Source organism: Geodermatophilus africanus (assembly GCF_900107105.1).
In the GTDB taxonomy this organism is placed as follows: Bacteria; Actinomycetota; Actinomycetes; order Mycobacteriales; family Geodermatophilaceae; genus Geodermatophilus; species Geodermatophilus africanus.
This window is the reverse complement of sequence record NZ_FNOT01000013.1, coordinates 57,917-70,922: the sequence shown is the minus strand read 5'-3', so window position 1 is coordinate 70,922 and position 13,006 is coordinate 57,917. Positions and strand designations below refer to the sequence as shown.

The 13,006-nt window shown below is 76.0% G+C and carries 17 protein-coding genes and 1 tRNA gene; 12 read left to right on the top strand and 6 right to left on the bottom strand.

Annotation, left to right across the window (positions count from 1 at the left end; genetic code table 11):
- Window positions 1-145: 145 nt before the first annotated feature.
- Entirely contained in the window at window positions 146-979 is an 834-nt protein-coding gene (locus BLW63_RS19810) for an alpha/beta fold hydrolase (RefSeq protein WP_091160162.1), read from the top strand.
- A 71-nt stretch (window positions 980-1,050) separates the two neighbouring features.
- On the opposite strand, the gene BLW63_RS19805 is transcribed toward BLW63_RS19810, so the two are convergent.
- Window positions 1,051-1,452 (bottom strand): nuclear transport factor 2 family protein, encoded by a 402-nt coding sequence (locus BLW63_RS19805; RefSeq protein ID WP_170856878.1) that lies wholly within the window; start codon window positions 1,450-1,452, stop codon window positions 1,051-1,053.
- A gap of 88 nt (window positions 1,453-1,540) precedes the next feature.
- On the opposite strand from BLW63_RS19805, the gene BLW63_RS19800 reads away from it, so the two are divergent.
- The 8 genes from BLW63_RS19800 to BLW63_RS19770 all read left to right on the top strand — a co-directional run bounded on the left by BLW63_RS19800 (window position 1,541) and on the right by BLW63_RS19770 (window position 7,536).
- Entirely contained in the window at window positions 1,541-1,726 is a 186-nt protein-coding gene (locus BLW63_RS19800; RefSeq protein ID WP_091160298.1) for a hypothetical protein, read from the top strand.
- Between the two features lie 46 nt (window positions 1,727-1,772).
- On the top strand, window positions 1,773-3,110 hold the full coding sequence (locus BLW63_RS19795) for an MFS transporter (RefSeq protein ID WP_091160156.1): 1,338 nt from the start codon (window positions 1,773-1,775) through the stop codon (window positions 3,108-3,110).
- A 145-nt stretch (window positions 3,111-3,255) separates the two neighbouring features.
- Window positions 3,256-3,825 (top strand): winged helix-turn-helix domain-containing protein, encoded by a 570-nt coding sequence (locus tag BLW63_RS19790; RefSeq protein ID WP_170856877.1) that lies wholly within the window; start codon window positions 3,256-3,258, stop codon window positions 3,823-3,825.
- The gene (locus tag BLW63_RS19785) at window positions 3,822-5,108 is read left to right on the top strand and encodes an MFS transporter (RefSeq protein ID WP_170856876.1); all 1,287 of its coding nucleotides are present in this window, start codon (window positions 3,822-3,824) and stop codon (window positions 5,106-5,108) included. Before BLW63_RS19790 ends, BLW63_RS19785 begins: the two co-directional genes overlap by 4 nt.
- Window positions 5,101-6,219: an NAD-dependent epimerase/dehydratase family protein gene (locus tag BLW63_RS19780; RefSeq protein ID WP_091160152.1), complete on the top strand. Its 1,119-nt coding sequence runs from the start codon at window positions 5,101-5,103 to the stop codon at window positions 6,217-6,219. The genes BLW63_RS19785 and BLW63_RS19780 overlap by 8 nt, the downstream gene beginning before the upstream one ends.
- A 318-nt stretch (window positions 6,220-6,537) precedes the next feature.
- Complete coding sequence (locus BLW63_RS19775) at window positions 6,538-6,723, top strand: hypothetical protein (RefSeq protein WP_091160149.1); 186 nt, start codon at window positions 6,538-6,540, stop codon at window positions 6,721-6,723.
- A gap of 20 nt (window positions 6,724-6,743) precedes the next feature.
- Window positions 6,744-6,983 (top strand): hypothetical protein, encoded by a 240-nt coding sequence (locus BLW63_RS27020; protein WP_170856875.1) that lies wholly within the window; start codon window positions 6,744-6,746, stop codon window positions 6,981-6,983.
- 73 nt (window positions 6,984-7,056) lie between these two features.
- Window positions 7,057-7,536, top strand: coding sequence for an STAS domain-containing protein (locus BLW63_RS19770; RefSeq protein ID WP_170856874.1), 480 nt, complete (start codon window positions 7,057-7,059; stop codon window positions 7,534-7,536).
- Window positions 7,537-7,623: 87 nt separating this feature from the next.
- On the opposite strand, the gene BLW63_RS19765 is transcribed toward BLW63_RS19770, so the two are convergent.
- Window positions 7,624-8,478, bottom strand: a complete 855-nt coding sequence (locus tag BLW63_RS19765) for an aldo/keto reductase (protein WP_091160144.1) — start codon at window positions 8,476-8,478, stop codon at window positions 7,624-7,626.
- Between the two features lie 116 nt (window positions 8,479-8,594).
- On the opposite strand from BLW63_RS19765, the gene BLW63_RS19760 reads away from it, so the two are divergent.
- Window positions 8,595-9,176 (top strand): histidine phosphatase family protein, encoded by a 582-nt coding sequence (locus BLW63_RS19760; RefSeq protein WP_091160141.1) that lies wholly within the window; start codon window positions 8,595-8,597, stop codon window positions 9,174-9,176.
- On the opposite strand, the gene BLW63_RS19755 is transcribed toward BLW63_RS19760, so the two are convergent.
- Entirely contained in the window at window positions 9,154-10,239 is a 1,086-nt protein-coding gene (locus BLW63_RS19755) for an EAL domain-containing protein (protein ID WP_091160138.1), read from the bottom strand. The two genes, BLW63_RS19760 and BLW63_RS19755, sit on opposite strands and share 23 nt — an antisense overlap.
- A 212-nt stretch (window positions 10,240-10,451) precedes the next feature.
- On the opposite strand from BLW63_RS19755, the gene BLW63_RS19750 reads away from it, so the two are divergent.
- On the top strand, window positions 10,452-11,003 hold the full coding sequence (locus tag BLW63_RS19750; RefSeq protein WP_244522684.1) for a TetR/AcrR family transcriptional regulator: 552 nt from the start codon (window positions 10,452-10,454) through the stop codon (window positions 11,001-11,003).
- Window positions 11,004-11,006: 3 nt separating this feature from the next.
- Here BLW63_RS19750 and BLW63_RS19745 read toward each other — a convergent pair whose 3' ends face one another.
- Both BLW63_RS19745 and BLW63_RS19740 read right to left on the bottom strand, forming a co-directional pair.
- On the bottom strand, window positions 11,007-11,504 hold the full coding sequence (locus BLW63_RS19745; protein WP_091160133.1) for a DUF427 domain-containing protein: 498 nt from the start codon (window positions 11,502-11,504) through the stop codon (window positions 11,007-11,009).
- 1 nt (window position 11,505) lies between these two features.
- Complete coding sequence (locus tag BLW63_RS19740) at window positions 11,506-11,736, bottom strand: DUF3618 domain-containing protein (protein ID WP_091160130.1); 231 nt, start codon at window positions 11,734-11,736, stop codon at window positions 11,506-11,508.
- A 111-nt stretch (window positions 11,737-11,847) separates the two neighbouring features.
- Between BLW63_RS19740 and BLW63_RS19735 the strand changes: the two genes are divergently transcribed.
- Window positions 11,848-11,928 (top strand) — tRNA-Leu (locus BLW63_RS19735).
- Window positions 11,929-11,934: 6 nt separating this feature from the next.
- On the opposite strand, the gene BLW63_RS19730 is transcribed toward BLW63_RS19735, so the two are convergent.
- A complete protein-coding gene (locus BLW63_RS19730; RefSeq protein WP_091160127.1) occupies window positions 11,935-12,855 on the bottom strand; it encodes a DUF6910 family protein in 921 nt (306 codons plus the stop codon).
- Window positions 12,856-13,006 lie beyond the last annotated feature (151 nt).

Genomic DNA, 13,006 nt, shown 5'->3' with positions numbered 1-13,006 from the left:
CTGGTCGTCCCGGGTCCGGGCTCACCACACCTCGCGAGCCCGGACCCCGCACGGTGATCCCAGCTGATCATCGCGGTCGCTGCCCCGACCCCCGCCGGGCCACCACCGACTGGCGGCGGCCCGGCCCGGCAGGCACCGTGCCGGGGTGGACAGCTACACGCGCGACGGTCTGGTCTTCGACGTCCGGGACGGCGGTCCCGCGGACGGCGACCCCGTCGTCCTGCTGCACGGCTTCCCGCAGGACGCCACCGCCTGGACCGCCGTCGCCGGCGACCTGCACGCCGCGGGACTGCGCACCCTCGCCCCCGACCAGCGCGGCTACTCCCCCGGCGCTCGCCCGTCCGGGCGCTCGTCCTACCGGGTGCGGGAGCTGACCGCCGACGTCCTGGTGCTGCTCGACGCCGCCGGGCTCGGCAGCGCGCACGTCGTCGGGCACGACTGGGGCGCCGTCGTCGGGTGGGCGCTGGCGGCCTGGCACCCCGAGCGGGTGCGCACGCTGACCGCGGTATCGGTGCCGCACCCGGCGGCGATGGCGCAGGCATTCGTCACCAGCGACCAGGCGCTGCGCTCCTCGTACATGGCGCTGTTCCAGCTGCCGGTGCTGCCCGAGCGGCTCCTGCTCGCCAGGGACGGCGCGGCGCTGCGCTGGATGCTGCTGACCAGCGGCCTGTCGCCCGAGTTGTCCGAGCACTACGTGCGGCGGATGCAGGAACCGGGCGCACTCGCCACGGCGCTGGCCTGGTACCGCGCGCTACCCTTCGACGCCCGCGACCCGGTCGGCACGGTGCGGGTGCCGACGCTCCACCTGTGGAGCACCCGCGACGCCGCCCTCGGCCGCACCGCCACCGAGCGGAGCCGGCGGTTCGTCGACGCCCCCTACCGGCTCGAGGTGCTCGAGGGCGTTCCCCACTTCATCCCGGAGGTGGCGCCCGGACGGGTCGCCGAGCTGGTCACCGAGCACGTCCGCGCGCACGGCTGACCACGGCCGGGCGGCCGGGTGCGCAGACCCGGGGCCGCGGTGGCAGCCGCCGGGTGACGGCTCCCCGCCGGTCATCCCGCGCGGGCGGTCACCTCGTCGGTGCGCCGCAGCCCGGCAGCGGCGAGCGCGGCGGGCAGGCCCACGTCGTGGCGCTGGAGGTGGGTGATGACCCCGTCGGCCACGAGGAACCGGGACGCGACGACGGCCCGGCCCAGCTCGGCGCCCGTCGCCGGGTCGGCCCAGGTCGCCTCCTGCTCGACGACGACGGCGCCCCCAGCGCCGCAGAACCAGCGCAGCGGGCGCGCCGTGAACCCCGCCCGGGCCATCCAGGGACCCAGCACGTCGCGGCTCCGAACCGTGCCCCGGGGCCCGACCACCTCGAGGTCGGGCGCGCACAGCGCGACGGCGGCCGCGGAGTCGGCGCGGTCCACCGCGTCCAGCCAGGCCTCGACCACCCCGAGCTGTCCGGTCACGACGGCGACGGTAGCCGCCGACCGCATGGAGCAGGCCTCACGCGGGCACATCGGGACCCCGTTCCGCAGCCGACCCCAGGAGGACTCCGTGACCACCACCCGCACCCGCCGCTGGCGCCTCGCCGCCGCCGGCGTCGCCATCGCCGCGTCCTCGTTCGCCACCGCGGCGTGCGGCTCCGACGTCGTGGACGACGGCGTCGAGCAGGAGGTCGAGGACACCGGCAACGAGGTCGAGGAGGAGGTCGAGGACACCGACGAGGACGGTGACGGCTGACCCGCCCGCCGCGTGACCGCGGCCGGCCCGGGGTAGGCGCCCGCCCGTGAGCACCGACGCGCCCACCACCTCGGCGACCCGCGCTCAGCGGCTCGACCGGCTGCCGTTCACCCGCGAGCACGGCCGGCTCTTGGTCGGCTCCGGCCTGGGCTGGGCGCTGGACGCGATGGACGTCGGACTCATCTCCTTCGTGATGGCCGCGCTCGCCGTCCAGTGGTCGCTGACGCCGACCGAGCTGTCCTGGATCGGCTCGATCGGCTTCGTCGGGATGGCGCTGGGCGCCACGCTCGGCGGGCTGCTGGCCGACCGGATCGGCCGGCGGCAGGTCTTCGCGCTGACCCTGCTGGTGTTCGGTCTGGCCACCGGCGCCGCCGCGCTGGCGTGGTCGGTGGCCTCGCTGCTGGTGTTCCGGTTCCTCATCGGGCTGGGGCTGGGCGCCGAGCTGCCGGTCGCCTCGACGCTGGTCAGCGAGTTCGCCCCGGCGCGGGTGCGCGGCCGGGTGGTCGTGCTGCTCGAGGCGTTCTGGGCGGTCGGCTGGCTGCTGGCGGCGCTGATCGGCTACCTCGTCGTCCCGGGCAGCGACGACGGCTGGCGGTGGGCACTGGCGCTGGGCGCCGTACCCGCGCTGTACGCGGTCGTCGTGCGCCGCGGGCTGCCCGAGTCGGTCCGCTTCCTGGAGCTGCGCGGCCGAACCGAGGAGGCCGAGGCCGCGGTGCGCCGCTTCGAGTCGGCGGCCGGGGTGCCGGCGGTGCCCTCGGCTCCGGCGCGCCCCGCGCCGACCCCGGGGCCCGGCGCGCTGTGGGCGGTGGGCTCCCGCCGGCGGACGGCGGCACTCTGGACCGTCTGGTTCGGCATCAACTTCGCCTACTACGGCGCCTTCATCTGGCTCCCGACGCTGCTGGTCGCCTCCGGCCTCTCGCTGGTCCGCTCCTTCGGCTTCACGCTGCTCATCACGCTGGCCCAGCTGCCCGGCTACGCCGTCGCGGCGCTGCTCATCGAGCGCTGGGGCCGGCGGCCGACGCTCGTGGTCTTCCTGCTGGGCTCCGCGGTCGGCGCCGGGCTCTTCGCGCTCGCCGCCGGCGACACCGCCGTCCTGGTGACCGGCATGGTGCTGTCCTTCTTCAACCTGGGCGCCTGGGGCGCGGTCTACGCCGTGACGCCGGAGGTCTACCCCACCGCACTGCGCGCCAGTGGGGCCGGCGCCGCTGCCGGCTTCGGCCGGATCGCCTCGATCACCGCACCGCTGTGCGTGCCGCCGCTGCTCACCGCCGGCGGCAACGGCCTGGTCTTCGGCATCTTCGCCGCCTTCTTCGTGCTCGCCGCGTCGGCCGGCTCGGCACTCCCCGAGCGCCGCGGCGAGTCGCTGGAGGCGGCCGTCGACTGAACCCCCGCACTCCCCCCGCCGTGATCATCGGTGGGTGGCGGCCGTCGTCGGCGTGTCGGCCAGCCACGTGCCGATGATCACGGCGAGGCCGGAGAGTGCAAAGGATCCTTTGCAAAGGGCTCTCTGCACTCCTACGGTGAGCGCCGTGCCCGACGAGCCGTCGATCGCCGTCCACGACCCCCGGGTCCTCCGTGCGCTGGCCCACCCGCTGCGCAACGCGCTGCTCGGCCTGCTCCGCAGCGAGGGCCCGTCGACGGCCTCGCGACTGGGTCAGCGGCTCGCCGAGAGCAGCGGGAGCACCAGCTACCACCTGCGGCAGCTCGCGGCGCTGGGCTTCGTCGAGGAGGTGCCCGGCGGCACCGCGCGGGAGCGCTGGTGGCGGGCCCGGCACCGCAGCACCCGCTGGCAGACCGAGGACGTCCTCGACCAGCCCGGCGGGCGCGAGGTGGTCGAGGAGTTCACGCACCTGTCGCTGTCCGTCCAGCGCCGCATGCTGGCCGCGCACGCCGAGCAGCGGGAGGACCTCGAGCCGGAGTGGCGGAACGCGACGTCGCTGAACGACTGGGGGCTGCACCTCTCCCCCGCCGCGGCGCGCGAGCTGGCCGAGGAGCTCAACGGGGTGCTGCAGCGCTGGCGGGCCGAGCGCGAGGACCCGGCGCAGCCGCTGGTGAGCGTGCTGGTCGACGTCTTCCGGCTGGCGGAGCACCCCTCGTGAGCCGCGCCCTCACCCCCGCGCAGGCGCAGCGCCGCTACGTCTCCCTCACCGCGCTGCGGTGGCTGCCCATCGGCCTCGCGGCCCCGGTGACCGTCCTGCTGGCCACTGCCCGCGGCCTGTCCCCGGCCGACATCGGGCTCACCGTCGCGGTCCACGGCACGGTGACCCTGCTGCTGGAGCTGCCCACGGGCGGGCTGGCCGACGCCGTCGGGCACCGCCCCGTCCTGGTGCTGTCCGGCCTGCTCGGCGCCGCCGCGCTGCTGCTCATGGCCGTGGCCGACGGCGTCGGCCTGTTCGCGCTCGCGTCGGCCGTGCTCGGCGTCGGCCGGGCGCTGGACTCCGGGCCGCTGCAGGCCTGGTACGTCGACACGGTGCACGCGGCCGACCCCGCCGCCGACGTCACCCCGGGCCTGTCCCGGGCCGGCGGGGCCGACGGGCTCGGTCTCGCCCTCGGAGCCGCCCTGGGTGGGCTCGTGCCGCTGCTCGCCGCGGACGTCGGCAGCACCGCGCTGGCTCTGCCGCTGCTCCTCGCCGCGGCACTCACCCTCGTCTCGGTGGCCGGCGTCCGCTGGCTCGTGGTGCCGCTGCGGACGTCCGAGGCGTCCGCCGGCCGGGCCCTGCTCGCGGGCCTCCGGCAGGTGCCCCCGGTCGTCCGCGGCACCGTCGGGCTGGTCGGGCGGGACCGCGTGCTGCGGTCGCTGCTCGCCATCTCCTTCCTCACCGGCACGGTACTGACGGCCCTCGAGCTGCTCGGACCCCTGCACTTCGCCGACCTGGCCGGGAGCCTCGCCGAGGGCTCGGCGGTCTCCGGTGTGGTCATGGCCGTGTCCTTCGGGGCGGCCGGCGTGGGGTCGCTGCTCGCGCCCGCGGCCCGGCGCGCGGCCCGCGGCTCGGTGGCCTGGGTCAGCGCGGCGTCCGCCGGGTGCGGCGCCGCCGCGGTGGTGGGCGTCGCGCTGGCACCCGGCGTCGCGGTCGCCGCCGTCGGCTACGCGCTGTTCCACCTGTGCAATGGCTGCGGCTGGCCGCTTCGGGCCCAGCTGCTGCACGAGCAGACGACATCGGCGCAGCGCGCCACCACCGTCTCGGCCACGTCGCTCGCGCTCATGCTGGGCGGGCTGCTCGGCAGCCTGGTGCTGACCCGGCTGGCGGAGGCCGCCGGCAACCCCGCCGGCCTGCTGACCTCGGCAGTCGCGGCCCTGCTCATCGTCCTGGTCTCGCTGCGACTGCGTCCCCGCCGGCCGGGTACACCGGGCGCGGCGCGGGTAGCGGCCCTCCATGGCTGAACCCACCCGGAACCGTCTGCAGGGCCTGCGGGTCGCCGTCACCGGCGCCAGCGGCAACGTGGGGACGGCGCTGCTGCGCCGGCTCGCCGCACCCGCCAGCGGCGTGGCCGAGGTGCGCGGGCTGGCTCGGCGGCAGCCGCCCTCGACGCCGCCCTACGACGGCGTCCGCTGGTACCTCGCCGACCTCGGCGAGACCCGCAGCGAGCACGAGCTCACCCGCTTCCTCGACGGCGTCGACGCCGTCGTCCACCTGGCCTGGGCACTGCAGCCGGGCCGGCAGCCCGAGCGGCTGCACCGGGTCAACGTCGAGGGCACCCGCCGGGTGGCGCGCGCCGCTGCGGGGGCGGGCGTCGGGCACTTCGTCCACCTGTCGTCGCTGGGTGCCTACGCCGCGGGCGGTGGGGACCGGGCGGTGGGCGAGGACTGGCCGGCCACCGGCATCCCGAGCGCCCAGTACAGCCGCGACAAGTCCCAGGCGGAACTCGTCGTCCGTGAGCAGATCGGCTCCCGCGAGGGGACGACGCTGACCGTGGTGCGCCCGACGCTGGTACTGCAGCCCGAGGCCAGCAGCGAGATCGGCCGCTACTTCCTCGGGCCGCTCCTGTTCGGCGCCGCCCGGCTGCTGCCCGCGCCCGTGGCCCGGCTGCTGCTGCTGCCCCTCCCGTCGCTGCGGGTGCAGGTCGTCCACGCCGATGACGTCGCCGACGCCCTGGTCGCGATCCTCGACCGCCGCGCCGGCGGGCCGTTCAACCTCGCCGCCGAGCCGACCTTCGACGCCGACTCCCTCGCCCGCGCGCTCGGCACGGTGCGGGTGCCGGTGCCGGCCGCCGTCCTGCGGGCGGCGCTGTCGGCCGCCTTCCACGCCCGCGTCGTGCCGACCGAACCCGGCTGGCTCGACATCGGCCTGCAGGCGCCGGCGCTGGACAGCTCCCGCGCCCGCCGCCTGCTGGACTGGACGCCGACCCATCCCGGGGACGAGGTGCTGCGGCAGTTCGTCGCCGCCCTCGGCCGCGGGGAGGGCGCGCCGGGCGCGCTGCTGCAGCCGGCCGGCGGCCCCGAGCGCGACCCCGCCGACGACCCGGCCAACGTGCCCGGCTCGCGCGCGACCTGAGCCCGTGCCGATCGACTCCTCCGCTCCCGCCGACCGCGCGACACCTACGCCGGCCGGGAGGCCGACACCTCGTGTCGGGAGGCGGTCGCCGAGGCGCGGCGACTGCTGCATCCCGGCGGCCGGTGCCTCGTCCAGGACCGCACGGCCGAGGACGTGCGGCAGCCGGCCGGTCCGCGTCACGTGCGCGGGTACCTGTTCGAGGTCTCCCAGAAACTGCTGGACGTCGAGCTGGCGCCGCCCCGACGCCGGGGAGCTGACCGGGCTGCTGGGGGAAGCCGGGTCCCGGGTGACCACACAGCGGCTGTGGGAGCTGCGGCCGTGCACCCGGATCGCGACGCGTACCTCGCGGAGATCGCGCAGCGGAGGGGACGGTCGACCCTGCACGAGCTCGACGACGCGGAGATCGGCCGGCTCGTCGACGCCCTCGCCGACCGGCTGCCCGCCGGCGAGCCGGTCGTCGAGACCGACGCTTACACGCTCCGGACCGGCGCCGTGCCCGGGTGACCGCCCGGCACCCCCTGGCCGTGCTGCTCGCCGAGGCTGCGCTCCCCGGCCCGGACGGCTGGATCGACGACCTCGTCCTCGATCCGCTCCTCGAGCGGGACGGCAACCTCCCGGACGAGCTGCCGGACGGCGTCCCTGACCTGGCGGAAGTCCGCGGCGTCCACGCCGCCGTGGTGCCGCGCGTCCCGCCCGGTCGCCGCGACGGGGTTCCGGCGACACGCCAGCGCACAGCGCAGTCGGCCGAGCACCGTTTGTCGTGACGGCCGTTGCGGCGTTAGCGTCGGTCCACCGCCCGAGACCGCCGGCGGAGCAGCTCCACCTGCCGGAGTTCCTGTGCCGCACCTGCACATCGCCGTCGTCCGCGGGCCGGACCAGGTCGTCGTCCGGCTCACCGGCGACGTCGACGTCCCGGCCGCCGGGCGCCTCGACCGGGCCCTGCAGGAGGCCGCCGTGTCCGGTCGCGGCGCGGTCGTCGTGGACGTCGCTGGCGCCCGGTTCCGCGACTGCTCCGGACTGCGCGTGCTCGCGCTGTTCTCCGACGCGCTGGTACCGGCCGGCCGCCGCTGCCGCCTCGTGGGCGCGCCCGCGGCCACGCGCCGCCTGGTCCGCTCGGCCGGGTTCGGCGACCGGATCGAGCTCGACGGGCCCGTGGACGAGGTCGCCCCGCCTTCCGCCGCCCCCCTGCCCACGCCACGCTCACCGTCCCCGGCGCGCCGCGCGGGTCTGCCGTACCAGGCACGACCCGCGCGGCGCGCCGAGGACCGGCCGCTGCGGCGGCAGGTCCGCCCGGGGACGCTGCGCCGCTGGCGCTGAAAGAGGACCGCCTCCTCCCCACCCCTCGCAGGCTCGGGGCCGGGCCCGGGAGACGGCCGGGGAGGGCCTGCTCCAAGGGGTCCTTCCTCAGGCCAGCGCGTCCAGGCGAGCGATGTCCTCGTCGGAGAGGCGCAGCTGGGCCGCGCCCAGGTTCTCCGCCAGGTGCTCGAGGGACTTGGTGCCCGGGATCGGCAGGACCACCGGCGACGCGTGCAGCAGCCAGGCCAGCGCCACCTGGGACGGCGTGGCGTCGAGCTCCCGGGCGATGTCGGCGACCGGGCTGTCCGGCGCGGCCAGGTCCCCGGTCGCGATCGGGAACCACGGGATGAAGCCGATGCCGTGCTCGGTGGCGTACTCCAGGACGTCCTGGGACTGCCGGTTGGTCAGGTTGTAGAGGTTCTGGACGCTGACGACCTCGACGATCTCGCGGGCCTGCTCCAGCTCGGCCACCGAGACCTCCGAGACGCCGATGTGGCGGACCTTGCCCTCGTCCTGCAGCTCCTTGAAGGCGCCGAGCTGGTCGGCCAGCGGCACCTCGGCGTCGATGCGGTGCAGCTGGATCAGGTCGATGCGCTCGAGCCGGAGGGTCCGCAGCGACAGCTCCACCTGCTGCTTGAGGTAGGCCGGGCGGCCGACCGGCGTCCAGATGCCCGGTCCCTGCCGGGTGAGGCCGGCCTTGGTCGCGACGACCAGGCCCTCCGGGAAGGGGTGCAGCGCCTCGGCGATCAGCCGCTCGCTCACCACCGGGCCGTAGGAGTCGGCGGTGTCGATGAAGTCCACGCCCTGCTCGACGGCGGCGCGGAGCACCCGGCGGGCGTTCTCCGGGTCGGCCGGCTCGCCCCACACGCCGGGGCCGGGCAGCTGCATGGCGCCGTAGCCGAGGCGGTGGACGGGCAGGTCCCCGCCGATCGAGAAGGTGTCGCTGGGCGCGACGGCGGTCATGCTGCCTCCAGGGGGTCGGCCCGCGGCCGGGTGCCACGGGGTCTGCAGTCCGCGGCAGCACCCGCAGCGGCCGTTGCTCTTCCGGGATGTGACCGCCGACACAGCGAGGAGGACCCATGGGCGAGATCGTCGTGCTGCGGCACGGGCAGACCGAGTGGAGCCTCAGCGGCCAGCACACCAGCGTCACCGACCTGCCGCTGCTGCCCGAGGGCGAGGAGCAGGCCCGTCGGCTGCGCGGCGAGTTCGGGGACCGCCGGTTCACGGCCGTCTGGGTGAGCCCGCGGCTGCGGGCCCGGCGGACCGCCGAGCTGGCGGGGCTCACGCCGACCGGCACCGACGAGGACCTCGTGGAGATCGACTACGGCGGCTACGAGGGCCGGACGACGGCGGAGATCAGCGAGGAGATGGGCCGCACCTGGTCGGTGTGGGTCGACGGCACCGTCCCCGGGGAGACGCCCGGGGAGACACCGCAGGACGTCGGCGTGCGGGTGGACCGGGTGCTCGACCGCGCCCGGCCGCTGCTCGGGGACGGCGACGTGATGCTGGTCGCGCACGGGCACGTGCTGCGCATCCTGACCGCCCGCTGGCTGCGGCTCGAGCCCGCGGCCGGCGCCCTGTTCGCGCTGCCGGCCGGCTCCTACGGCGTCCTCGGGCACGAGCACGCCCGGCCCGCGCTCACCGGCTGGGGCCTGCACTGACTCGAGCCGCCGGCGGCGGGACGGGACGGCCGAACAGCCAGCCCTGACCCAGGTCAGCGCCGAGCCGGGTGACCTCGTCGGCGACCCGCTCGGTCTCCACGCCCTCGGCCACGACCTGGGCGCCGAGGGTGTGCGCGAGCTCGACGACCGAGCGGACCATCGTGCGCGCGCCGTCGTCGGGCAGCGCCTGCACCAGCGCCCGGCCCAGCTTGACGACGTCGGGCCGCACCGTGGCCATCAGCGAGCGGCTCGACCAACCCGCCGCGACGTCGTCCAGCGCGACCCGCCAGCCCCGCGAGCGATGGTGCTCGAGCACCGAGAGCAGGTGCCCGCGGTCCCGGACGGCGGACACCTCGCCCACCTCGACGACCAGCCGGGACGGGTCGATGCCGGCGTCCTCCAGCGCCTGGACGGCGCCGGCCAGCTCCACCTGCGGCCGGTGCACCGACGCCGGGTCAGAGTTGACGAACAGGTCGGCGTCCCCGAGCCAGGGTGCCGCGCCGGTGATCGCCGACTCACGACCGATGCGGTCGAGCCGGGGCAGCCAGCCGGCGGACTCCGCGACGAAGAAGAGGTCCTCCCCGCCGACCTCCTGGCCGTCGACCGTCCCGCGCAGCAGCGCCTCCTGGGCGACCACCTCGCGGTCGGCCAGCCGGACGATCGGCTGGTACACCGACCACAGCTCCGCCTCGGCCAGCAGGCCGATCTCCGCGGTGACCCCGCGGCGGGCCAGCTCCACGGCGAGCGTGGGGGCGGTGAGCAGCCGGGCGGCCAGCGCGGCCCCGCCGTCCGGCGGGTCGGTGGCCACCCGCAGGTCCTCGGCCTCCGCCGTCGTGAGCTCACGGGCCAGCCGGTGGAACAACCGGTCGACGCCGCGGCCGCCGTCCTCGTCGTCGAGGTCGAGCAGGTCCGGGGACGCCGTCACCGCCAGCCCCAGCGCCCGTGCCATCCGCGCCACCTCGGACAGCAGGTGCGCGTCGGGGGTCGCCAGCAGGACCCGGGTGGCTCGCGCGGGGAGGTGCCAGTACTCCCGGCGCCGGAGTCGTCCGTCGGTGCTCGCCACCGCTCGAGGATGACCGAGGCGCGCAACCCGACCGGACAGGCGCGCGGTCGGCCATTCTAGTGCAAGCGCACTAAATGCGCCGACATGCGGCTGACAACCCGTCGTCCACGTTCACTTGAATGTCTAAGGTCATCCCCATGGTGCTTGTGCAGGAAGCGGGGTCGGTGCGTTCCTCCCGTGGCGGACGACCCCGGGATCCCAGCCGGGACGGCGTGATCCGGGCGGCGATCCTGCGTCTCCTGGCCGAGGTCGGGTACGGCGCGCTGACGATGGACGCCGTGGCCGCCGAGGCCGGCGTCGGCAAGGCGACCATCTACCGCCGCTGGCGCACCAAGCAGGACCTCGTCGCCGACACGATCACCGAACTGAACGCCACCACCGTCACCCCGCCGGACACCGGGTCGCTCGAGGGCGACCTCCGGGAGGTGCTGTACGCCATCGTCGACGTGATCAACGGACCCATGGGTGCGGCGACCCAGTCGCTGCTGTCCACCGTCCCGCACCACCCCGCGCTGGGAGCGGCCTTCGGGGACGGCCCGGTCGGGGTGTGGCGTCGCGCGTTCGCGCAGGTCTTCGCCCGCGCCGAGGCACGCGGCGAGCTGCGCCCGGGCCTGGCCGGCACCGTGACCGCCGAAGCCCTCATGGCCCCGCTGGTCCAGCGGTGGCTGATCACCGGCCACCCCGTCACCCGGGACTACGCCGACCAGGTGCTGGCCGACGTCGCGCTGCCCCTGCTCCGGGCCACCTGGAAACCGAGGGGCTGAGGGTCACCAGCCCCAGGTGCCGGGCTCGCCCTTGAACGGGCCGACCACCTCGTCGGTGATCCAGCCGCCGTAGAAGTCCCCGGCCTGCGCGCGCACGACCTCGCCGTCGACGAGCGCGCGGTCCACCCGGCTCGGGTAGAAGGCGACCGCCCCGCGCAGGACGGCGTAGCGCTCCACCGGGTCCTCGTAGGACCAGGCCACGTCCGGGTGCCGCCGTCCGTCAACGACGACGCCCCAGTAGGTCGCCGCACCCTTCCACTCGCACCACGAGCCGTCGGCCGCGCGCTGCAGGACGGCGTCGGCGACGTCCTCGCGGGGCACGTAGTAGACCGGCGGGTGGCTGGTCTCGCAGACGCGCACCGCACGGGTGGTGCTCGCGACCACCCGGCCGCCGAGCTCGACGACGACCCGCCGCCCGGTCACCTCGGCCGAGGGCGGGCGCGGGTAGTCCCAGACCGACTCCTGGCCCGGACCGACCGGGTCGGGACGCGGGTGCGCCACGTCAGTCGTTGCGGTGCCGGACCTTCTGGACCAGGACGAGGGTCATGAGCAGACCGACCGCGCCGACCGCCGCCATGCCCACCGGCGTCTGCAGGAACTGCTGGACGGCGGCCTGCCCCTGCGACTTCAGTCGCTGCGGACTGCTCCGGTAAACCAGCTGGTCCAGGGTGGCCGCGAGCGACTCACGGGCGGCGTCGATCTCCAGCTGGATCTGTCGAGGGTCGCGAGGCACGGGCGACAGCCTGCCAGACGGCGCCGCTCGGGGCGCGTTCGTCGGCCGAGGGGCCACCCGCACGGGCGGCTCCGGCAGTCCGCCGGCCCAGCTCCCTATGCTCGGGCCCACGCGGGAGTGGTGTAACGGCAGCCACGCCAGACTTAGGATCTGGTGCCTTCGGGCGTGGGGGTTCGACTCCCCCCTCCCGCACGCGACTCAGCCGACCGTGACGCGGAGCTCCAGAGCCGTGGACGGTCGGGACGGGTCGTCGTCGTCCACCACGGCCAGCAGCTGTGCCTCGCCGTCGGCGACCGCGCGCAGGGCCAGTCCCTCGACCTTGGCCACGCGCCCGTCCACCTCCGGGATCCGGCTGACGTCCACCACCGTGTCCCCGTCGACGAGCACCAGCGCCGAGGCGACCACGGGCCCGTCGTCGATGGCGTTGGGCGCGTCCTCGGCGGCGGCGCTGAGCAGCAGCCGCCCGTCGGGCAGGGCGATCGCGTCGGTGACCGCGAGCCCCACCCCGGTCACCTCGCCCAGCTCGTGGACCCGCGGCCGGTCCACGGGGAGCGAGCCGGCACCCACCCGCCCGAGGACGGCGTCGACCAGCCCGGCCACCGGCACCTCGACGCTGGCCGAGGGCACTCCCGCCGCCAGGTTGCCCCGGTTGAACCACCGCACGGTGTCGCCGCACCGTGCCGCGCCCTCGAGGTTGAGCTGGTCCGCCGCGAGCCCGAGGCGCTGCACGACGGCGGCGTAGAGCGGCGCGAGCTCACGTGCCTGCACGACCGGCCGCCCGTCGTCGAGGCGCACCAGCACGCCGCGCGTGCGCCGGTTGGTCGAGCCGGAGCCCAGCAACAGGACCGCCGGCTCGCCGTCCACCTCCGCGGGGCAGGCCACCTCGAGGTCGGGCTTGAGGCGCTTGGTCCCGGCCGCCTCGCCGAACCGGTCGTGCCCCTCCACGGGCGGCACGAGGCGCACCGGGGTGACCGAGCCGGCCCGCCACCACGCCGCGGACGTGGAGTCGTCCTGGGCGACCAGCCAGCCGTCGCCGAGCGGTGCCACGGCAGAAGCCGCGGTGACCGGTGTCCCGTCGTCGAAGTACAGGGCACGGCCGTCGTCCACGGAGATGAGCACGGCACCACCCTGCCCGGAGACGTGGCGACCCGCTCGGGACGACCGGCGGGTCGGGACGTGTCCGGACGACGACACGGCACCGTTCCAGCGCCTGCACGGGGGGTGAGGACGCGTCATTCGAGAGCAGGATCACACAGTTGGATCACCGCAG